This window comes from Candidatus Flexifilum breve (assembly GCF_016713355.1).
Genome location: NZ_JADJPI010000023.1, coordinates 91,580 through 112,415 on the forward strand (window position 1 = coordinate 91,580; position 20,836 = coordinate 112,415).

At 61.7% G+C, this 20,836-nt stretch carries 15 protein-coding genes; 7 read left to right on the forward strand and 8 right to left on the reverse strand.

Features of this window, described 5'->3' with window-relative positions; all coding sequences use genetic code 11:
- Nucleotides 1–30: 30 nt before the first annotated feature.
- The 4 genes from IPK17_RS20195 (at nt 31) to IPK17_RS20210 (ending at nt 6,817) form a co-directional block, all read left to right on the forward strand.
- Nucleotides 31–1,200, forward strand: coding sequence for a sucrase ferredoxin (locus tag IPK17_RS20195; protein WP_343419502.1), 1,170 nt, complete (start codon nt 31–33; stop codon nt 1,198–1,200).
- Nucleotides 1,197–1,958: a hypothetical protein gene (locus IPK17_RS20200; RefSeq protein ID WP_343419503.1), complete on the forward strand. Its 762-nt coding sequence runs from the start codon at nt 1,197–1,199 to the stop codon at nt 1,956–1,958. The genes IPK17_RS20195 and IPK17_RS20200 overlap by 4 nt, the downstream gene beginning before the upstream one ends.
- 187 nt (nt 1,959–2,145) lie before the next feature.
- Nucleotides 2,146–3,069 carry a hypothetical protein gene (locus tag IPK17_RS20205; protein WP_343419504.1) on the forward strand — a complete coding sequence of 308 codons (924 nt, stop codon included), beginning with the start codon at nt 2,146–2,148 and terminating at the stop codon, nt 3,067–3,069.
- Between the two features lie 475 nt (nt 3,070–3,544).
- Complete coding sequence (locus tag IPK17_RS20210) at nt 3,545–6,817, forward strand: Ig-like domain-containing protein (RefSeq protein WP_343419505.1); 3,273 nt, start codon at nt 3,545–3,547, stop codon at nt 6,815–6,817.
- A 264-nt stretch (nt 6,818–7,081) separates the two neighbouring features.
- On the opposite strand, the gene IPK17_RS20215 is transcribed toward IPK17_RS20210, so the two are convergent.
- The 8 genes from IPK17_RS20215 to IPK17_RS20250 all read right to left on the reverse strand — a co-directional run bounded on the left by IPK17_RS20215 (nt 7,082) and on the right by IPK17_RS20250 (nt 16,552).
- On the reverse strand, nt 7,082–8,266 hold the full coding sequence (locus tag IPK17_RS20215) for a thiolase family protein (RefSeq protein WP_343419506.1): 1,185 nt from the start codon (nt 8,264–8,266) through the stop codon (nt 7,082–7,084).
- A gap of 74 nt (nt 8,267–8,340) precedes the next feature.
- The gene (locus tag IPK17_RS20220) at nt 8,341–9,237 is read right to left on the reverse strand and encodes a DUF5996 family protein (RefSeq protein ID WP_343419507.1); all 897 of its coding nucleotides are present in this window, start codon (nt 9,235–9,237) and stop codon (nt 8,341–8,343) included.
- A gap of 83 nt (nt 9,238–9,320) precedes the next feature.
- Entirely contained in the window at nt 9,321–11,723 is a 2,403-nt protein-coding gene (locus tag IPK17_RS20225; protein ID WP_343419508.1) for a 3-hydroxyacyl-CoA dehydrogenase/enoyl-CoA hydratase family protein, read from the reverse strand.
- Between the two features lie 18 nt (nt 11,724–11,741).
- Nucleotides 11,742–12,098: a hypothetical protein gene (locus IPK17_RS20230; protein ID WP_343419509.1), complete on the reverse strand. Its 357-nt coding sequence runs from the start codon at nt 12,096–12,098 to the stop codon at nt 11,742–11,744.
- Between the two features lie 204 nt (nt 12,099–12,302).
- On the reverse strand, nt 12,303–13,553 hold the full coding sequence (locus IPK17_RS20235) for an acyl-CoA dehydrogenase family protein (protein WP_343419510.1): 1,251 nt from the start codon (nt 13,551–13,553) through the stop codon (nt 12,303–12,305).
- 144 nt (nt 13,554–13,697) lie between these two features.
- Nucleotides 13,698–14,795 carry an acyl-CoA dehydrogenase family protein gene (locus tag IPK17_RS20240; protein WP_343419511.1) on the reverse strand — a complete coding sequence of 366 codons (1,098 nt, stop codon included), beginning with the start codon at nt 14,793–14,795 and terminating at the stop codon, nt 13,698–13,700.
- A 138-nt stretch (nt 14,796–14,933) separates the two neighbouring features.
- Nucleotides 14,934–15,752, reverse strand: coding sequence for an SDR family NAD(P)-dependent oxidoreductase (locus tag IPK17_RS20245; protein ID WP_343419512.1), 819 nt, complete (start codon nt 15,750–15,752; stop codon nt 14,934–14,936).
- Between the two features lie 149 nt (nt 15,753–15,901).
- The gene (locus tag IPK17_RS20250; RefSeq protein WP_343419513.1) at nt 15,902–16,552 is read right to left on the reverse strand and encodes a TetR/AcrR family transcriptional regulator; all 651 of its coding nucleotides are present in this window, start codon (nt 16,550–16,552) and stop codon (nt 15,902–15,904) included.
- A 604-nt stretch (nt 16,553–17,156) separates the two neighbouring features.
- On the opposite strand from IPK17_RS20250, the gene IPK17_RS20255 reads away from it, so the two are divergent.
- From IPK17_RS20255 to serA, 3 genes are all read left to right on the forward strand, one after another.
- On the forward strand, nt 17,157–17,999 hold the full coding sequence (locus IPK17_RS20255; protein WP_343419514.1) for an HAD-IB family phosphatase: 843 nt from the start codon (nt 17,157–17,159) through the stop codon (nt 17,997–17,999).
- A gap of 373 nt (nt 18,000–18,372) precedes the next feature.
- Entirely contained in the window at nt 18,373–19,047 is a 675-nt protein-coding gene (locus tag IPK17_RS20260) for an HAD family hydrolase (protein ID WP_343419515.1), read from the forward strand.
- The gene (gene serA / locus IPK17_RS20265) at nt 19,040–20,641 is read left to right on the forward strand and encodes a phosphoglycerate dehydrogenase (RefSeq protein ID WP_343419516.1); all 1,602 of its coding nucleotides are present in this window, start codon (nt 19,040–19,042) and stop codon (nt 20,639–20,641) included. The genes IPK17_RS20260 and serA overlap by 8 nt, the downstream gene beginning before the upstream one ends.
- The last annotated feature ends 195 nt before the right edge of the window (nt 20,642–20,836 follow it).

Genomic DNA, 20,836 nt, shown 5'->3' on the forward strand with positions numbered 1-20,836 from the left:
GATCACTTCTTGATCATGGGGGCTGACACAATGACGCAGTTTTGCAGCGACTGTTCGGTGGAGGCGGGGGAGAAGTTCTTCGCGAGTGCGCCGCGCACCGAACACTGGATTTTGGTTGAATACACAGGGGCGTGGGGCGCGAAGGTGATTCCCGAAAGCGACCTCGCGCCGGAAATTAAAGCCAAGCTGAACGGCTGGGCGGATGCGATCCCGTTCACGAAGGTGCTGTTCATCAAGCAGGGGGCGATGGGCGCGACCGTGCGCGTGTTCGTCGCGCTGACGAACGAGTCGTCGCCCGTGCTGTACAAATTCGAATTAGCCAGCTACGAAGCGCTGCTGAGCTTCGATCTTGATGCGGTGCTGCGCCGCGATCCGCAGTTCGACGCGAATGTCCAGCGTGATCCGCTGGTGCTGGTATGCACCAATGGGCGGCGCGATGTCTCGTGCGCGAAGTACGGCCTCCCTGTGTATATCGCGTTCGCGGAGCAGACGCCGGGCTGGGCGTGGGAAGTGACGCACGTTGGCGGGCATCGCTTCGCCGGGACGCTGGTTACGCTGCCCGATGGCGTGATGTATGGTCGCATCAGCCCGGACGATGTCTCCGCGCTGGTCGCGGCGCAGCGCAACCGCGCGTTGGTGGTCGAGAAAACGCGTGGACGCGCTTTCTTTGATGCGCCTGTGCAAGCGGCGGAGTATTTTCTGCGCGGCAGCACCGGAATCGCGGCGCTCGGTGGAGTGTGCTTTGAGAGCATCCGCCAGCCCGAAGAAAACGTGTGGTCGGTGCGCTTCTCCGTCGCTCACGACAACGAACTGCACGAGGTGCACGTCCGCCGCGAAATGTCGCCGTGGACGGTATACGAGAGTACGACCGACGAAGGGGTGAACGACGACAGGCTCTCGCGCCGGTGCCGCAGTTCCGATTCGTCGAGCAGTTCCGAACCATCCAGGGCGGGGGGGGGCCGGGGGGGGGGCGGGGGGGGGCCGCGGGGGGGGGGGGGGGGGGGGGGGGGGGGGGCCGGGGGCGGGGGGGGGGGGGGGGGGGGGGGGGGGGGGGGGGGGGGGGGGGGGGGGGGGGGGGGGGGGGGGGGGTACTGGCGCAAGCGCCTCGCTGCGAGGGTGGAGATATGTCGCGCGCGGATACAGCATTCATTCGATAATCCGTCTACGATTCGAATTTCGCACAGACGGATAACGCCATGAACCTGTATCTGGAGCCGCCCGGTTTCCTCGGCACGGGCGCGAGCTTACTCGCTGATTTGACGCTGATTTTCTACATTTTGCTGATCGCGCCTGCCATGCTCATCGGGTTCTGGTTGGCGCGGCGCGGTCGGCATCGTCCCGCCCACCGCAACCTGATGATCGGCGTCACGGCGATCAACTGGGTGCTGATCATCTTCCTCATGCTGGTCGCCTATCGCTTTGATGTGGCGGGCAATTTCCCGAACCAACCCACCGCTCCGCGCTATCTGCTCCCGGTGCTGCATGCGCTCCTCGGTTTACCCGCGCAGCTCCTGGCCACCTATATCGTCGTTCGCATGTTGATCGAAGACGTGCGTGTCGCGCAGGGCAAACGCCGCGGGGAACCGGTCACGCAGCTCCGGCGCTACTGGTTCAAGCAGGCCAAGCCCGCGATGCAGATCACGCTGGGGTTATGGTTGGCGACCGCCGCGCTCGGTGTCATCACCTATCTGGTGCGCTACGAGGTGCTCCCCGGCAGCGCGAGCGGTGAGGCCGCTCCGCCCGTGGCGACGCCGGAAGTGCAGCCGCCGGTCGGGACGGCAGAGGTCGTACCGCCAGTTGAAACCCCGGAAGTTCAACCACCCGTGGCGACACCCGAACTCGACGAGGACGCTGCCGAGGATGCAACCCGGGCGGCGGAGAGAAGCGCCCGCGATGCGACGCGGACAGCCGAGGAAGCCGCCGAGGATGCAACCCGGGCAGCCGAAGACCACGATTGATCCTGTCTCCGGGGGCTGGGCCTCCGCGGTGAGCTCGACATCTGGACAGTGCCTGAGCGTGTTGGGACGAAGTGTCCGCGCGTTAGCTAACCCGATTCAAACGGGAAAAGCGGGTAAGCGGGGGTTTCTGCTCCGGCGAGATGGGCGTACGATGGAACATAATGCCACGTATGGGGGAACGCAAAACATGCGCAAGCTCATTCTCCTGGTGATGTTCGTGCTGCTGACCGCGACGACCATCCATGCCCAGCCTGCGGATCAAACCGCTCCGGCAGCACCGCTGGCGGTGCTGTACTCGTATTACACGGAGATCAACCTCGGCGATTACCTCGCCGCCTACAATCATTGGGTCAACCCGCCGATGACGTATGCGCGCTTTTCGAGCGGGTTCACGGCCACCACGCACATCGTGCCCTATTTCGCGCCGTTCACCGGGACGGCAGGCGCGGGCAGCGTGCGCTCGGTGCTGCTCGGCTACCGGGCGGATGGGCTGGTCGAAAGCTATGCAGGCTGCTTCAACCTGAGCTATGTCGGCGCGGGCTGGTATATCACCGGGGCGAACCTGACGCTGCTGGCGAATGGGTCGCCGCCGACGAACGCCGCGATCAGCACGGAACTAGCGCAGAGCTGCACGGCGAATCCCGCGCCCGCGCTCGGCACGTATGATGCCGCCGATCAACTGGTGGTCAACTACTTCGACCTGATCAACCGCCGCAGCTACGCGGGCGCTTACAGTCTGTGGCTATCGCCGCAGGCCGGCCCGCAGCCGAATGGCAGCCCGGCGACCGATTATCGCCGTCCGTTTGATCGCTTCGTCAGCGGCTATGCGGATACGCGCTATGGATATGTGTATTTCGGGGACTATCAGTTCATGGGCGCGGCGGCGGGCAAGCCGTATTTGCAGGGGATGCTGCCGATGGTGCTGGTCGGGGATCGGTGGGATGGTGGTTTCCGCGCGTTCTATGGCTGCTGGGTGATTGGGACGTTCACAAACGGCGCGCTCGGCATCGTCAACGGGCGTTTCTACCAGTTCATAAGCGACACGCCGTCGGGCGCGGACATTTTGAGCCGGGTTAACATCGATTGCACGACGCTGAATATTCCGAATTAGGTCGCAGCCCACTGCCTGGCGCGCCGAGAAGAACGGTTCTCGCAGCGGCGCCGGGGCGTCCGCTGCTCTCGCCTGTCTTGTCCACTGCGAACGGACAAGACAGGCGCTGTCCGCTGTGCTGCCCAGAGGCTTGCGCTAAACTGCGGTCGGGCGTATCCCCAATTGAACTTTCGCGCTGTTCAAGTGCGCTCTGATGTTTTAGCCATACTCACGCTGACAGCGCTTTTGCTCTTGCCTAAATTTGTGCATTTTTTCTTAGATTGCCCCGTAAGTCGTGATTACAGTTTCATCCCAAGCAGATATACTTAAGATGGCACCACATAAGGGCGAGATAACTTTAGACTCATATTTAGTCGACCCCTTCATCCCAATCTTCATCCACCCCTACTTCGCTGCTGGAGACACCATGCCGCACCTAAATACATCGCGAAAGCTTCTTTTCTTCTTGTTCTCCTCGTTCTTGATCATGGGGGTTGTGCAGTCTCAGGGCAGCTCCCCGCTGCTGAATGCAACGTTAGCCGATAGCCTTCTGCTGGATCGGGACGGCGATGGTCGGCTTGATGCCGGGGATGTCCTGCGGTATACGCTTGACATTGTGAACTGTGGGCCGGGCACGGCGGAAAATGTGCAGTTTACCGGTCAACGCGACCTAAATACGCAGTTTATGCCGAGTTCCGTGCAGGTCGACCAACCGATTCCGGCTCCGGAATGTGCGCCGCCAGCCGTGGTTGCGCCGCCAGCGGATAATCCGACTTCGGTGCCGCCTCCGGTGGATACGGTGACCCCGGCAGTGCTGTCCACGACCCCCGCTGACGGTGCGAGTGCCGTCGCCGTTAGTGCCAATATCACCTTGGAGTTCAACAAGAATGTGAACGTTGCCGGGGATTGGTTTGGGCTGGTCTGTACCCTGAGCGGTACGTTTAACATCAGTTCCAGCAATGTGACCGTCAGCGGTGGCCCGCTCAGCTTTGTGCTGGATCCGAATGTCGATTTACAGTCGGGCGAGATATGTACCTTGACGGTGGTGGCCGCGCTGGTGACGGATCAAGATACCGATGACCCGCCGGACACGTTGGCGGCGGATTACGTCTTCGGTTTTACCACCTATATCGACGCGGTGCCGACGGTGCAAGCGGTCACGCCCGCGAATGGCGCGGTGGCTGTCCCCGTGAACACCACGATTGGTATTACCTTTAGCGAATCGGTAGAGATTACGAGTGCGGTGGATTTTGGTCTGGAATGCGGGGGGGCGCCGATCGCTTATACCGTCACGACGCCGGGTAGTCTGCCAGCTTCCACGACGACTGTGGTGCTGACTCCGGCTGGAAACTTGCCCAGCGGTTCGCCCTGCACGGTGACTGTGCTCGGCAGCGTGAGCGATACGGATACCGATGACCCGCCGGATACGCTGGGGGCGGATTACGTCTTCAGCTTCACCACCTATATCGACGCGGCGCCGACGGTGCAAGCGGTCACGCCCGCCAATGGCGCGGTGGCTGTCCCCACGAACACCACGATCAACATCACCTTTAGCGAGCCGGTAAATATTGCCAGTGCGGGGGATTTTAGTGTGGAATGCGGGGGGATGCCGCAGGGCTATACTGTCACGACGCCGGCCACTCTGCCCGCTTCCACGACGACAGTGGTGATTACGCCAGCGGGAAACCTGCCCGAGGGTCAGACCTGCACGGTGACGGTGTTCTCCAGCGTAAACGATACGGATAGCGATGACCCGCCGGATCAAATGGTGCTGGATTACAGCTTCACGTTCGATACACTGGTGGAATTCGGGCCAACCGTTGACCAACCGGCGATTCTGCCCGCCTCAACCAGCACCGGGGCTAACTCGGCCAGCTTGGACGCGGCGGTTTCAACCACCCCGATCATCACCGTGCCGTTTAGTGAAGCTGTCGATTTGTCGACCGGGGCATTCAGCCTGACGTGCAATGCCGTGCCGATTGCGGTGACGACATCCCCGTCGCTGCCCGCCTTGAACCAAACGAGCATCGATATTTCATCGCTGACGCCACTGGCCGGAGGCACGAACTGCGTCCTGACCGTGGTGTCCACCGCGATCTCCGACGTGGATCCCTATGATCCACCCAACGGGATGGCGACGAACTTTGGCCTCAGCTTCTCGACGGATGCGGCTCCAACAGAAATCGGCACCGAAACCGAGGTTGGTGGTGTCTTTCAGGATGTCACCGGCGCCGGCGCCAGCAATGTTGACCTTGATAGCGATCTTGTCTTGACCTTCAGCGAAGCAGTCACCGTGACCTTCCCGACCAATGGACTGCAATGCCCGGTGGGCAACAATATCCCAGTCACCGTGACGACGAATGGAGCCGCCTCGATCGTCCTCAATCCGAATGTCAATCTTCCGCTCAATACCGCCTGTGGGCTGAGCATTCCGGCGGCGAACATCAGCGACGTCGATCCGGTGGATGCGCCGGATACGCCGGTGGCGGCGGTGACCCATGCTTTCCAGACCGTGGATGACGACGCCCCGACAGTGACCACAAACCCGACGGCCGGCGGCAGTAATGTCGCGGTCAACAGCAACATCACCGTCGTTTTCAACGAAGCAGTGACGCTCACCAGCGGCTGGTTCAGTCTCGATTGCAGTGTCAGTGGGAAGCGGGTGAGCACAGGTGAACTCACCGGAACCGGCATCACCATTATTGAAAATACCCCGGATCTGGTTTACACGATTGACCCGACGGTTGATCTAGCCGCTGGAGACATCTGTACCATCACGATTGCTTCGGCAGAGGTGGTGGACAACGATGGGATTGATGCGCCCAATGAACTAGACGGAGATGCCAGCGCGGACGTGGTCGATGGCGATAGTGACGATTATGTCGCCGTGTTCAGCAGCGCAGACATCCCGCCGACAATCTCCAGCAGCAGTCCGGCCGATACTGACACGGTCGGCACGGGGCAGGTGGTCACGCTGAATTTCAGCGAAGCGGTCAATGTGGCAGCGGGCGCGTTCAGCTTCGAATGCCCCTCAGGCGTGCCGCTGACCAGCAGTTTCACTACGTCCACCGCTTTACCGGCGACCAGCATCACCACGATTGACCTCATCCCGACCGATCCGCTGCCGTTGGGCGCAGCGTGCGTCGTTGTGGCCGATGCGAGCCTTGTCGTAGACAGCGATCTCGTGGATCCACCAAACTTTCTCGACGGCAATTCGAGCGGTGATCTAATCGACGATGCCGATGACTTCACTCTGAATTTCCAAGTAGGTGCCGTGCCCCTCGTGCTGTCCACGAATTCGCACCTCGCCTTCAGCGACGCGCTCACGCTCCCGAGCACCACCGAACGCAGCCTGCTGGCGTTGGTGTTCGACTTTGGCACTGAGATGGCGCAGGCGCAGGCGGGGTCAGACTTCAGCTTACCTTTGGGGCCGATCGTGATTGGCAGCATCCCCGCGCAAAGCCGGGTGAGGGTCACATTTGATGTGTCTGTAAATGTGGTAATCCCCGATGGGACGACCACCGTTGGCCTGCAAGGGATAGTCTCCGGCTCGAACTTCCCCAGCTTCCTGACCGATGATCCGGCGACCAGCGTGTCCCAGGACAGCACGTTGACTACGCTGGACTCGCTGCGTGCGGTGACGCAACTGCCGCAGACTGGCGAAACTGGCGTCTGGCAGATGGTTGCTGTCTGGACGATCCGTCTGCTGCTCGTCGGCGGTGTGCTGGCCGTCTGGCGCCTGATCCGCCGCCGTTTCGCGCTGCGGTAAGCCCATCAGCAAACAAAAACACGGTCAATCAAATTGACCGTGTTTTTACCGAAGAGTGCTCCACACGGGAGCGCTCTTTATTTCACCACCACCCTTACGTCAGTTAGGGATAAGCCTCATTCGTGCGTCCCCCTCACCCCCAACCCCTCTCCCACGCAAGCGGGGAGAGGGGAGACGAACCCTGTTTTGGCTGTCTCCCCTCCCTGAATTCGGGGAGGGGCCGGGGGTGGGTCAGAGAAGCGTTATCCATAACTTACGTTACCTTTAATTCAAATTCTCGAAAATGCCTGCCGCGCCCATGCCGCCGCCGATGCACATGGTCACCATGCCGTACTTGCTGTCGCGGCGCTTCATTTCGTTGATGAGTGACACGGTCAGCTTGGAGCCGGTGCAGCCCAGCGGGTGACCGAGCGCAATCGCGCCGCCGTTGACGTTGACCTTCTCCGCGTTCATCTCCAAGTGACGGATGACGGCCAGCGACTGCGCCGCGAACGCTTCGTTGAGCTCAAACAGGTCGATGTCTTCGAGCTTCATCCCCGTGCGGTTGAGCAGTTTGGGGATGGCCGCAATCGGGCCGACGCCCATGATCTCCGGGCGGACGCCCGCCACGCCGAAGCCGACGAAGCGCGCCAGCGGTTTGAGCCCCAACTGCGCGGCCTTGCCCGCTTCCATGATGATGACCGCCGCCGCGCCATCACTCAACGGGCTGCTGTTGCCCGCCGTGACGCGGCCGTTGTTGCGGAACACCGGCTTGAGCTTGCCCAAGCCTTCGACGGTGGTCTCGCGGCGCAGGTGCTCATCTTCGGTGAGCATCCGCTTGACCGTCACCAGTTCGCCGCTCTCGTCGACATACGACTCTTCGACTTCGAACGGCACAATTTCCGCGGCGAATTTGCCCGCGTCCATCGCCGCCGCCGCTTTCATGTGGCTCTGGTAGGCGAACTCATCCATGTCGGCGCGATTGACGTTGAATTCATCCGCGACATGTTCGGCGGTGTGCCCCATGCTCATATAGACTTCCGGCTCGTTCTGCGCCATGTACGGGTTCGGGCTGATCTTGAAGCCCGTCATGGGGACGAGCGACATGGTCTCTGCGCCGCCTGCGATGATCACATCCGCGCCGTTGGCGATGATGCGTTCGGCTGAGGTGGCGATGGTCTGCAAGCCGCTGGCGCAGAAGCGGTTGACGGTTTGCCCGGCGATGTCGACGGGGAGGCCAGCACGCAGCGCGATCACGCGGGCGAAGTTCAAACCCTGCGAGCCTTCCGGCATCGCGCAGCCGATCACCACATCGTCAATCTCCATCGGATCGAGCTTGCCGCCGGTCTGCGCCATGACGGCCTTGATGACTTCCGCCGCCATATCGTCGGAACGAGCGCTGCGGGTGACGCCTTTTTTCGCTTTGCCGACGGCGGTCCGCGCCGCCGCTACGATCACTGCTTCACGCATAATTTGAGTCCTCAGTTAACAGTTGACAGTTTACAGTTCAAGAACGGCGGACGAAACAGGTTTCGCCCCTGTAGTTAGCGATCCAAGCTGGTGCGATCCCACCCGGCGAGATCGGCGGCAGCATCATAGGTCGAGTCGAGAAAGTCCAGCAGCATGACATCCGGTTGGTCGGCGCGGCGTACCGCGTCATAGGGCAGCAGGAATTCACCGAACGGCTGGCTGTAGTAGGCCGCCGCGGGTTTGACCGCGCGTTCGGCTAGACCGGGGGGCTGCGGCGCAGCGTACACATAGAAGACGGCTTGGTCGAGGAACTGGCCGTTCCAACTGGTGCCACCGGGCCAGAAACCCGCGCTGATCACTTCGTGCGAATACGCTTCACGAGTGATGCGATCCATATTCGGGTTCTCCGGCGCACGCCGACCCGAAAAGCGCGTTACGGCGAGGTCGAAGCTGCCCCAGAAGAAATGTACCGGGCTGGATTTGCCGAGGAAGCGCCCGCGCCACTGCTTCAAAACGTGATCCGACCACAACATAATCCGCCACAGCCGTTCCGCGTACTCGCGGTCATAGCTGGCATGCTGGTGATCGCGCTCAAACGGAATCGGGTTGGCGACTTCGACCGGCGTCGTCCAGATGTGGATGTCGAGGCCGAGGCTGCGCAGTGTCGCCATGAGCTCGGCGTAGAAATCCGCGACCGAACGCGGTTCAAGCGCTAGGGTCATGATTGCGCCATCGCTCACCCGGATGATCAGTGTGTGCAGGATGAAGTCAAACTCGATCTCGAAGAAGCGATCCCCGCTCGGCAGCGGTGAGGTCGTCAATCCGCGGGCGGTCAGGTAGAACGGCACCTGCCACCAGTGGTTGCAGTAGGGGCTCTGCGCCAGCCGAATCTTGCCGACGATTTGCAGCCACATATGCAGGGTGGTGTAGGTGTCTTGCCAGGCGTTCAACGGAAGTTCGGGCAGTTTCATCCACTCATCCTCTAGACTAACCTCACCCATCACCTAGATGACGCCCCTCTCCCAAGGGAGAGGGGTTGGGGTGAGGCACGTATTTAGTTCCGCAGCGGCTTATTGGTCGAGAGCATGTGCGCCATGCGTTCAAGCGTCTTTTCGGTCTGCACGAGCTCGAGGAACACCTTGCGTTCCAGATCAAGGAAGACCTGCTCGTCGATCCAGCCCGGTTCGCTGACCGCGCCGCCCGTCAGCACATAGGCGAGCTTGCGGGCGATCAAGGCGTCGTGTTCGCTGGCGAGCCCCTGTTCCTTGAAGCCTTCGATGCCGATCAACAGCGCCGAATACACGTCGCGCCCCGCGGCGTAGACCTTGCCGGGGCGCTGCGGTTGATAGCCATCGGCCATATGCAGCACTTCGCGCTTGGCTTCGCCGAGCAGGTGATCGCGGTTGAGGATAATGCGATCACACGGAGCGAGAATGCCGAGGTCGCGCGCCTGCTTGGCGCTTTCGCTGACTTTCGCCAGCATAATTGCTTCGAAGATTTTCTGCACGTGCGGGATCGGATCAGCGTTCGGATGCGACGCCATCACCGGATTGAGGACGCGGCGTACCAATTCTTTACAGCCGCCGCTGCCGGGGATGAGGCCGACGCCGACTTCGACGAGGCCCGCGTATAGTTCCATGTGGGCGACCACGCGCGACCCCGCCATGACGAATTCCGCGCCGCCGCCGAGCGCCATGTTGTGCGGCGCGACCACGACCGGCTTGGAGGCGTTGCGCAGCGCCTGCATCACATCCTGCGAGCCTTTGACGGTCGCTTCAAGCTGATCAAGCTGGCCAGCCTGCACCGCCATCGCCACCATGAACAGGTTCGCGCCCACGCAGAAGCGTTCGGCGTCGTTGCCGACGACGAGACCTTCATACGCGCCCGTTTCCAGCAGATCGACAGCTTTCCACGACATTTCGACCACATCGGCGTCGATGGCGTTGGCCGGGCTGTGGAATTCCAGCAGCGCGACGCCGTCGCCCATGTCGAGGATACTGGCGCCGCTGTTGGCGGCAATCTCTTTGCCTGACGCGCGCAGGCGGCTGATCTTGATCTCGCGCTTATCCGGCACGAGCGACACATACGCGGCGGTCTGCGGGCTGTAGTAGCCGATCACCACGCCGTTCGCGTCGCGCTGGTAGAAGGTCGCGTTGCCCTGCGCCAGCATGGTCTTGACCCAGTCGGCGACCGGGTAGCCCGCCGCTTCGAATTTGGGCACGGTGTCGGCGACGCCAATCGCGTCCCAGATCTCGAACGGCCCCATCTCGTGGCTAAAGCCCCACTTCTGCGCGTTGTCGATGTTGACAATCGTGTCGGTGATCTCCGGCACGCGGTGCGAGGCATACGCCAGATAGAAGGCGTGGTGATGCCACAGGAACTGCGCGGCGCGGTCTTCCTCGTTGATGAGCAGGCGAATGCGCTCACCCGTCGGTTCGACTTTGCGGTGTTTGCCCACGCTGTCAAAGCGAATCTTTTGCGGTGCTTCGTACTCGAAGGTTTGCAGGTTGAGCGACCAGAATTCTTTTTCGCCGCTCGCGCCCTTGACCATCTTGTAGAAGCCCTGACCCGACTTGTTGCCCAGCCAGCCATTCGCCATGATCTTGTCGAACAGGGCGGTCGTGCCCACATGTTCGAGGATGGTGCGGGCGGGGTCGTTGGGGATGCTCGGGTACAGGTTGCGCGCGACGTGCGTGGCGATGTCGATGCCGACGAGGTCGTTGAGGCGGAACGTCGCCGTCTTCGGACGCCCGATCAGCGGGCCGGTGATGGTGTCGATCTCCTCGACCGTGAAGCCGCCATCCAGCGCCGCGTTGACCGTCTGCATGCCGACCATCGTCATGAAGCGGTTGCCGATGAAGTTCGGCTCATCCTTGCAGATCACCACGCCTTTGCCGAGCATTTCCGTGCCGAACTTGGTCAGGAAGGCGACAATTTCGGGATCGGTGTCCGGGTGCGGGATGACTTCGAGCAGGTGCAGGTAGCGCGGCGGGTTGAAGAAGTGCGTGCCCAGGAAGCGCCGGGTGAAGTCGTGGCCCATACCGTCGGCGATGGCGTGAATCGGCAGACCGGAGGTGTTGGTCGAGATGATGGTGTGTGGCGCGACGACTTCCGCCAGTTTGGCCATCAGATTGCGCTTGATGTCGAGGCGTTCGACCACAACTTCGATCACCCAGTCGGCGTCCGCCAACTGACCGAGATCGTCGTCAATGTTGCCGATCTTGATCAGGTCGAGGTCAGGCGCGTTGAAAACCTGCGCGGGGCGCAGACTTTGCAGGCGCTTGAGGCCTTCGGCGACCACGGCATTGCGTTTGGCGGGCGGGTCACCGGGGTTGGTGCCTTTGGCGGGAATATCGAGCAGCAAGGTCTCGACGCCGACGCCGGAGAGCAGCGCGGCAATGCCGCCGCCCATCGTGCCGGAGCCGATCACCGCTGCTTTGCGAATTTTATAGGGCATGAAAATAGAAGCCTTTCTCTAAAGATTCAATTCAGCTTTAATGAGAGCTGCTGCATCGTCAACCGTCGCCGCAGTGTGATACTGTTGTTGTCTGCCGCGTCCAAGGCGGCGCAGCGTTTCGAGTACTGCGCGAGCAAGGGCGTTTGCGCCGACCAGCACAATAAACGAGTTTTCAGGCATTGTGGCAGTCACGCGATGCGCATTGGAAAAGATGTCTTTGGGTAGAAACTGTCCACGCGTTAAGTCCTGAATACTTGGCAATGGCGCATCCCAACTCCCACGCATTTCAGCAGCGGTTGTACGGGCTTTAAATAGTTCGTCCCACGTCCACGCCCCGATGTATTCCAGCACGATGATTGTCTTGGTGTCGTCCAACCACCGAACATTTATTGGCATGTGTGTATCCTCTCGTTGGATAGCTGCAAGGTAAACCTATTTATTTACCTAATTGTAGCCAGAGGATCACCTCATGATTCGATAGATTTTGCTCCCCGTCCATAATTCGCCTGATGCGCGAGATATGAATTTCAGGACGGGGCAAGGCACGCCTTGCCCCGACATTTACGGTGGCGTGTTGGCTTACGCCAGTTCTTTGCTCGTGTAGCCGAGAATGCGCCGGGCGACGATCAGCGTGTTGATCTGTCCCGTGCCTTCGAATAGGTCGTTGATCTTCGCGTCGCGCATCCACTTTTCCAGCAGCCATTCGCGGCTGTAACCCATCGTGCCGAGCAGTTCGACGGCCTTGTAGGTCAACTGCGTGACGACCTTGCCTGCCTTCGCCTTCGCCATCGAGGATTCGAGGTTGTTCGGCTCTTTAGCGTCGAGCATGGAGATCGACCGCAGTGTGAGCAGATGCGCGGCTTTCAACTGCATTTCCATGTCGAGCACGTCGCGCTGGACGGCAGTCAGCTTGTGATAAGGCTGACCGTAGGGGATCTCGACGCCGTTTTCGGCGAGCTTCTCTTTGGTGAATTCGAGCGCGGCGCGGCCAATGCCGAGCGCGCTGGCGGCGACGAGCGGACGAGTGGCGTCAAAGGTCGCCATCGCGCCCTTGAAGCCCTGTCCACCCTGCGTCTGCACTTCCGGGCTGCCGAGAATCGCATCTTTGGGGACGCGCGCGTTTTCCAGCACAATCGCCGCCGTATCGCTGGCGCGGATGCCGAGCTTGATCTCCTGCTTGGTCACCTTGACGCCGGGCGTACCCGCCGCCACGATGAATGTGCGCATCCCTGCGCGCCCCGCCGAGCGATCCAGCGTTGCCCAGACGACGACCAAGCCATTGGATTCGTTGAGCGCGAGTGAGCCGTTGGTGCAGAAGATCTTCTCGCCGTTGAGCACCCATTCCTGCGTGGCTTCGTCAAACACGGCAGTCGTCTGAATGGAGGAGGTATCAGAGCCCGCGCCGGGTTCGGTCATGGCCATCGCGCCCCACGCCGGGACATCGCCTTCGGCGAAGCGCTGGAGGAATTTGGCTTTCTGTTCCGGCGTGCCGACCGCTTCAATCGCCGCGCCGCCGAGCGCGCCGCCGGGCAGGCACAGGTAAATGCCCGCGTCGCCCCACGAGAGCATTTCGATCATCAGCATGAGGCGCAGATACTGTGTGCTGGGGCCTTCGCGGCGCTTGCCTTCGCCGCCGTTGAGCATGCGTTCGAGGTTCTTCTTCTGCATGTCGCGCATGAAGGGCCACATCTGCTCGGCGAAGGCGGTGGGACGCTGGTGTTCATGCTCGTCGAGTTCGCGCGACATGGGGCGCATGATGTGTTCGGCGACCATTTTGACCATGTCGGTCTGCTGTTTGATGTGCTCAGGAATTTCGAAAGAGATAGTCATTTATCATCAGTCTCCATCTAAGCGGTTAGCCATTAGCGGTTAGCCGTTAGCAAGAGCAGCCTCACCCCTGACCCCTCTCCCACGGGAGAGGGGAACGCTGTTCTCTTGCGTCCCAGCTAATTGCTAAAAGCTAACAGCTAATCGCTAGACAATCGCCAAACCGGTGAACGAGGCGAACCCGCGCGCATTGCGCAGATACCGCTCGACGGGATATTCGCGGATGAAGCCGTAGCCGCCCAGCGTTTGTACTGCGCCATCGCACACGGTCATGGCGGCTTTGCTGGCGTATTCCTTGGCGAGATAGGCTTCCTGCGTGGCGTCGACGCCTTCGTCGAGCTTCCACGCGGCTTCCCACACCATCAGGCGGGCGGCATCCACTTCGATGGCCATTTCGGCGAGCATGAAGGCGATGGCCTGCTTGGTGGCAATGGGCGCGCCGAACTGCACGCGCTGCTTGGCGTATTCGCGGGCATAGTCGAAGGCGGCTTTCGCCACGCCGACCGCCAGCGCGCCGAGCGCGACGCGGCTGCGGTTGAGCAGCGCCTCATAGTCGATGCCGACCGCGCCGCCGACGCGGCAGCTCGCGTTGACCACGACATCATGCAGCGTGAGGTGATGCGTCGGCAGGGCGCGCACGCCCATCAGACCTTCGCGCTTGCCGACGGTCACACCTTTGGTCTCGCAGTTCACAATGTAGGCTTCGGGTTTGCCCGTTTCCGTGTTTTTGGCATAGACGAGGAAATGATCGGCGGTGGCGGCCAGCGGCACATAGACTTTGCTGCCGTTGAGCGTGACTGTTTCGCCGTTGGGCGTGGCGGTCGTCTTGAGATCGTGCGGGTCGAAGAACACGCCGGGTTCGAGGAGCGCGGCGCTGGCGTGCGCGGGACGTTCCTCAAGGAACATGGGCAGGTAGGTTTCGCGCTGCTCCGCCGTGCCGTAGAGCACAATCGGGTAGGCGAACAGGGCGGGCGCCAGCAGCTGCAGGGCGGACGAGAGATCGCCGTAGGCGAGTTCTTCATAGGCGAGGACGTTGGTCACCGCGCTCAGTTCGCCGAAACCGCCGAGGTCTTCGGGAATCGACGCGGGGATCAAGCCCATGTCCCAGCCCGTTTTGATGACGCTGGCGGGCACACGCTCGTTTTCGTCCGCTTCGTGGGCGACAGGCTGCACGTCATTGGCCGCAAAGCGCCGGATAGTATCGATCAACTGCTGCTGTTCTTCAGATGGCGTAAACGAGATCATCAAGACTGCCTTTCAACTAAGTTTTACAAGAAGGACTGAGTGCTGAGGACTGAGGACTAAGGCACAAGAGGAGTCGCGCGCCACTATGCGTTTCTGGCTCAGTCCTCAGTCCTTTTTTGACTCAGTCCTCGTATTTGCCTACCAGCCGCCCGCGACTTCGAGGACTTGCCCCGAGACGTAATTGCTCAAGTCGCTGGCGAAGAACAGGAGCGCGCCCGCCGCTTCGTCGACCGTGCCGGGGCGCTTCATCGGGATTTGCGCGAAGATGCTGTCGCGCACTTTGTCGGGCATGCCGAGCTTGACGCGCTGCCCGTCGCGTTCGGTCGCGTCGCCGACGGAATCGGACTGGGTGAGGCGGGTTTCAATGAAGCCGAAGGCGACGGCGTTCACCTGAATGTTGAACGCGCCCCATTCTTTGGCGAGCGTCTTGGTCATGCCGATGACGCCCGCTTTACCCGCCGAATAATTGACCTGACCGATGTTGCCGCGCGTGCCGGTCGTGCTGCTCACGTTGACGATTTTGCGCGCTTTGGTCGCGCCGTTGGCGTCGATTTCTTTCTTGGCGACATCGCGCATGTAGGGGATGGCGGCGCGGATGAGTTTGAATGGGGTGGTGAGGTGGATCGCCAGCATGGCATCCCACTGATCGTCGGTCATCTTGTGGATCATGCCGTCCCACGTGTATCCGGCGTTGTTGACGAGGATGTCGATGCCGCCGAACTTATCGACGGTCTGCCCGATCAACTCTTCGATCAGGCCGTCGGTGGTCACGTCGCCGCACACGCTGATCGCCGTGCCGCCGAGCGCCTCGATCTGCTTGACGACTTCTTCGGCGGGCCGGGGGTCAAGGTCGTTGATGACGACCTTCGCGCCGTGCGCCGCGAACAATTTCGCCGCCGCCGCGCCGATGCCGCGTCCACTCCCGGTAATGATGGCTACTTTGTTTTGAAGCAACAAGATTTTATTCCTTTGCCGGGACGAGCGCGCTCATCCCTCGATTGAAACTCGAACAATGCTGCGATCTTCACCCGTTTGCCCGGACTCACCACCACTCATGCGGGTAGTTTTGTCCAGTTGGCTTAGGCGGTGACGCGGCACCGACTGCCTCACGCGACGATGACGCCGTTGAGCATCGTATCGACAATTAGATCGGCGATCTGCTCGCCGTTCAGACGACCATTCGGGCGGTACCACACGCCCACCCAGTTCTGCGCGCCGAGCAGCGTCTTGACGAAGATCGCCACATCGACGGGGCGGAACGAGCCATTCTCGACGCCTTCGCGCACGACGACGCGAAACAGGTTCTCGAAGTCGTCGCGGCGCTTGAAGAACTCGTCGCGCCGTTCGATGAACTGTTCAAACGCTTCTTTGTCGTCCTCGCGGGCGTTGCGATAGGGGGCTTTGACGTTCATGAGCGCGCGAATTTCGAAGACCATCGCCGCGCCGACCGCGGTGTTCTGCGTCAGGCCGACGATGTGTTCGTGGATCATGTGGCGGAGTTTGTCGGTGGTCGGCAGATCAGAATGCGCGACGGGTTCGATCTGGCGGAGGACGTGATCCAGGCCGACTTCAAGCACAGCCAGCAGCAGCGCGTCTTTGTTCTTGAAGTGGTGATAGAGACTGGCCGCCGTGAGGTTGACCGCGGCGGCGATATCTTTCATCGTCGCAGCTTCGTAACCGTTCTTCTGCAGCACTTCTGCCGCTGCGAAGATAATCGCTTCTCGATTGACCGACTGGTCCGCAGGTTTCCGAGCCACGAGCGCCACCCTTACATAAGTTTGTTCGCAAATTAATCAAATCTCCATTTGATTATAGACAAGGCTTTTCCCGCCTGTCAACTCACCTCCATGAGTAAGCGCTAAAAAACGCCGAGGGCGGGGGCCCGCGCGCGGGGCCGCCCGGGGGGGGGGGGGGGGGGGGGGCGGGGGGGGGCGCCCGGCCGGGGCCGGGGGGGCCGGGGGCGGGGGGGGGGCGGGGGGGGGGCGGGGGGGGGGGGGGGGGGGGGGGGGGGGGGGCCGGGGCGGGGGGGGGGGGGGCGGGGGGGGGGGCGGGGGGGGGGGGGGGGGGGGGGGGGGCGGGGGGGGGGGGGGGCGGGGGGGGGGGGGGCGGGCGGGGGGGGGGGGGGGGGGGGGGGGGGGGCGGGGGGGCGCGGGGGGGGGGGGGGGGGCGGGGGGGGGGGGGGGGGGGGGGGGGGGGGGGGGGGGGGGGGGGCGGGGGGGGGGGGGGGGGGGGGGGGGGGTCAGGTCGGGGATATCGGCAATTTGCCATAGCGGCTCGTTGCTAGGTCTGCATAGAATGCACAGGTTCCAAAAGACCGGGATCGGGGTTAAAATCCATAGGTTCGTGTGCATAGGGACGCTTATGGATCGCTGGACGAGCTTTGACCTCATCTTCTTCGACTGCGACAGTACGCTTTCGAGCATAGAAGGCATCGATGAACTGGCCCGTTTTAAGGGTAAAGAATGGCGAGTGGGCGTTCTCACGCAAAAAGCGATGGACGGGGAACTCGATCTGTCAGAGGTGTATGGCAAGCGGTTGGAGGCGATTCGCCCGACCCGCGGGCAGTTGAAAGCCATTGAGGAACGCTACTGGCAAACGCTCGTGCCGGATGCCCAAGCGGTGGTTGACGCGCTGCACTTCCTCAAGAAGCAGGTGTTCATCATCAGCGGTGGGCTGGCTGGCCCCGTGCGCGGTTTTGGGCAGCGGTTGGGCGTGCCGCCGGAAAACATCCGCGCGGTGGAACTGGAATACAACGAATTGTCCGGCGACTGGTGGCGCTATTACGAGCCGGGGACCGTGCACAACCAGACGTATCTCGACTATGACGACAGCCCGCTCACGGTGTCGAGCGGCAAGCCGCAGATCGTGCGGGAGCTGGCCGCGGGCAAGGCGGGGCGCAAGCTGATGGTGGGCGATGGCGCGTCGGACTTGGCGACGCGCGGCGAGGTTGATCTGTTCGTCGGCTTCGGCGGCGTGGTGTCACGCGCAAAGGTCAAGGCGGGATCGGATGTGTTCGTCGAAGTGAACTCGCTCGCGCCGATTCTGCCGTTGGCGGCGGGACCGGCGGCCTATATCAAGACAATCGGCACGCCGCATCAGGCGACCTTTGAGCGCGGGCTGGAACTGGCGGCGCAGGGTGGGTTGATCATTCAACCGGAAGAGCTGCGGCGAGCGTATACCGCGTCGTTTGACAAGAAGGAATGAGTTAAAAGTTGAAAGGGAATAGTTAAAAGTGAGTACAAGTAACGTACTTTCAACTTTTGACTATTCCCACTAAATGCCATATCCGGTAAATGATGCAAGTGGTAGGGGCAGACCTGTGTGTCTGCCCGTCTGAGGGCGCACACACGAGGGTGTTTAAAAAGCTTTCGTAAAGCCGTTTCACTCGCCAGCGGACGCAATGAATTGCGTCCCTACGAAAACCAATTCGGTTTGGCTGGTGATGTTGGCTCCCCTCCCTGAATTCGGGGAGGGGTCGGGGGTGGGGTCGGAATCTGACCTTTTTCATCACGCTCCAGGTGCGCCCCTACAAGTCCATAGTTGACGATTTACTGGAGACAGCACTAAAGGAGATCGTGTGAACTCGTTGAACTTTTGCCCACAGGCGATCATCTTCGATATGGATGGGTTGCTCGTGGACTCCGAGCCCGTGTGGGCGATGGCGGAAGGTGCGCTGCTGCAGGAACGCGGCAAGCAGTGGGATATCGAAATTCAGCGCCCCTTGATCGGTATGCGCATGCGCGACTTTCTGGTCGGGATTCGCAGCGGCTACGGGCTGAGCGATACGGTCGACGAGCTGGTGGCAGAACTCATCGGTCGCATGACCAAACTCGTGCCGACGCAGGTTGTGCCGCGCCCCGGCGCGCCGGAACTGCTGGAGTATTTGCTGGCGCGCGGCATCCCGTGCGCGATTGCCTCCAGCTCGCCGATGCCGATCATCGATGCGGTGGTCACATCGCAGGGATGGGATCGCTATTTCCAGACCCATGTATGCGGCGATGATGTGCAGCATGGCAAGCCTGCGCCGGACATCTACCTCGAAGCGGCGCGCCGGATCGGCGTCAGCCCGGAAGCCTGCCTCGCGCTGGAAGACAGCCCGAATGGGTCACGCGCAGCGGTGGCGGCGGGCATGGTGACGATTGCCGTCCCCGATCTCTCTCACACCTCACACGCGGCCTTCGAGGCGATCACGCCGCACGTATTTGACAGCTTACATGAAGTGCAGGCCGCTCTGGAGTTGTGCCTTGGCTGAGTTTCAGATCGTCGTCGCGACCGACTTAACCGAAGAAAGCCTGAACATTCTCCGCGATATGGATGGCTTTAAGCTGACAGCCGTCAGCCCGACCAACCTCACCGCGCTGCGCGAGGCCCTGAAGACCGCCCATGCCTTGATTGCCCGGGATGATGTGCTGGTCGATGCCGCGCTGCTGAACACCGCTCCGAACCTCAAGGTGATCGGGCGGGTGGGCGCGAACCTCGGCGGCATTGCGATTGATTCGGCGACCGAACGCGGCATCATCGTCATGAATACCCCCGGCGTCAACGCGATTGCGGCGGGCGAACACGCGCTCACGCTGATGCTGGCGCTCAGCCGCAAGCTGATCTCCGCGCACAACAGCTTGAAAGAGGGGTATTGGCTGCTGGATCGCAAACGGCAGGCAGGGACACAGCTCCACGGCAAGACGCTCGGCATTGTTGGCTTGGGGCGCGTCGGCCAAATCGTCGCGACGCGCTGCCTGTCGTTTGGCATGAATGTGCTGGCCTATGACCCGTATATCACCGAAGACGACATCGCCGACAAGCGGATCGCGCTGGTCAGCTTACGCGAACTCGTCACCCGCGCGGATTTCGTCAGCATCCATGTGAGCGCGACCAACGAAACGCGCGGCTTGTTCAATGAGGCGCTCATCAAGCAGATGAAGGCGGGCGCGCGGCTGATCAATACGTCGCATGGCAGCGTGGTCGACGAGGCGGCGCTGGCGGCGGCGCTCAAAGAAGGGCGGCTGGCGGGCGCGGCGCTCGACGTTTATCAGGAAGAGCCGCCGTATAACAGCCCGCTGATCGGGCTGGACAGCGTGATTCACACGCCGCACATCGGCGACAATACGGTTGAAGCGGCGCAAGACCTGTCGATCCAGATTGTCACGCAGGTGATCGACGCGCTGAATGGCGACGATTACCGCAACGTGGTCAACATGCCGTTCATGCCGGGGCTGGATTTTGACGCGGTGCGCCCGTACCTGCGCCTCGCGGAATATATCGGCACGTTTCTGCATACGCTCTCGCGCTACCCGGTGCGGCGCGTGGCGGTGGAGTACCGCGGCGAAGAGACGGCGGGCCTGGTCAAGCCGCTGACGGTGGCGCTGCTCAAGGGCCTGCTCACGCCCGTTCACGGCGACAACGTCAACTATATCAATGCGCCGGTGCTGGCGAATGAGCGCGGCGTTCAGGTCACACAGGCGAAGGGCTTGAAAGCGAGCGAATACGCGGCGCTGGTGGCGAGCATGGTCACGCTGGAAGACGGCGAACAGATCTATGTCGCCGGGACGCTGCTGGATCGGCGTGAACCGCACATCGTGCAGATCAACGACTACCGCATGAACTTCGTCCCTGAAGGCCATTTGCTGATCATGGGCAGCTTCGACCAGCCCGGCGTGATCGGCAAGGTCGGGACGCTGATGGCGACCAACGGCATCAACATTGCGAGCTGGCATACGGGGCGCGCGACGCCCGGCGGGCACACGCTGACTGTGTTGACGCTCGACGAGCCGCTGCCGGAAGACATCTACGCGGCGTTGTGCGCGCAGGAGTTCGTGCGACACGCGCATCAGGTGAAGATTGGGTAAGGGTAGCCAAAGTTTGTGTAGGGACAAGGCATGCCTTGTCCTCTCTTCTCATTAAGACGAGGCATGAGGGTATTGAACAAGGTCTTATTCCGACCCCACCCCCGGCCCCTCCCCGAATTCGGGGAGGGGACCCAGCAGACGTGCCGTACCTCTCCCTCTCCGAGCGGAGAGGGGAATGAAAACCCCAAAGTTAAA

What these genes read in the sequence shown, in the direction of transcription:
- IPK17_RS20205 (WP_343419504.1), top strand. Translation starts at nt 2,146, where the DNA reads ATGCGCAAGCTCATTCTCCTGGTGATGTTCGTGCTGCTGACCGCGACG.
- IPK17_RS20240 (WP_343419511.1), bottom strand. Translation starts at nt 14,795, where the DNA reads ATGATCTCGTTTACGCCATCTGAAGAACAGCAGCAGTTGATCGATACT.
- IPK17_RS20225 (WP_343419508.1), bottom strand. Translation starts at nt 11,723, where the DNA reads ATGCCCTATAAAATTCGCAAAGCAGCGGTGATCGGCTCCGGCACGATG.
- IPK17_RS20200 (WP_343419503.1), top strand. Translation starts at nt 1,197, where the DNA reads ATGAACCTGTATCTGGAGCCGCCCGGTTTCCTCGGCACGGGCGCGAGC.
- IPK17_RS20220 (WP_343419507.1), bottom strand. Translation starts at nt 9,237, where the DNA reads ATGAAACTGCCCGAACTTCCGTTGAACGCCTGGCAAGACACCTACACC.
- IPK17_RS20195 (WP_343419502.1), top strand. Translation starts at nt 31, where the DNA reads ATGACGCAGTTTTGCAGCGACTGTTCGGTGGAGGCGGGGGAGAAGTTC.
- IPK17_RS20215 (WP_343419506.1), bottom strand. Translation starts at nt 8,266, where the DNA reads ATGCGTGAAGCAGTGATCGTAGCGGCGGCGCGGACCGCCGTCGGCAAA.
- IPK17_RS20255 (WP_343419514.1), top strand. Translation starts at nt 17,157, where the DNA reads ATGGATCGCTGGACGAGCTTTGACCTCATCTTCTTCGACTGCGACAGT.
- IPK17_RS20235 (WP_343419510.1), bottom strand. Translation starts at nt 13,553, where the DNA reads ATGACTATCTCTTTCGAAATTCCTGAGCACATCAAACAGCAGACCGAC.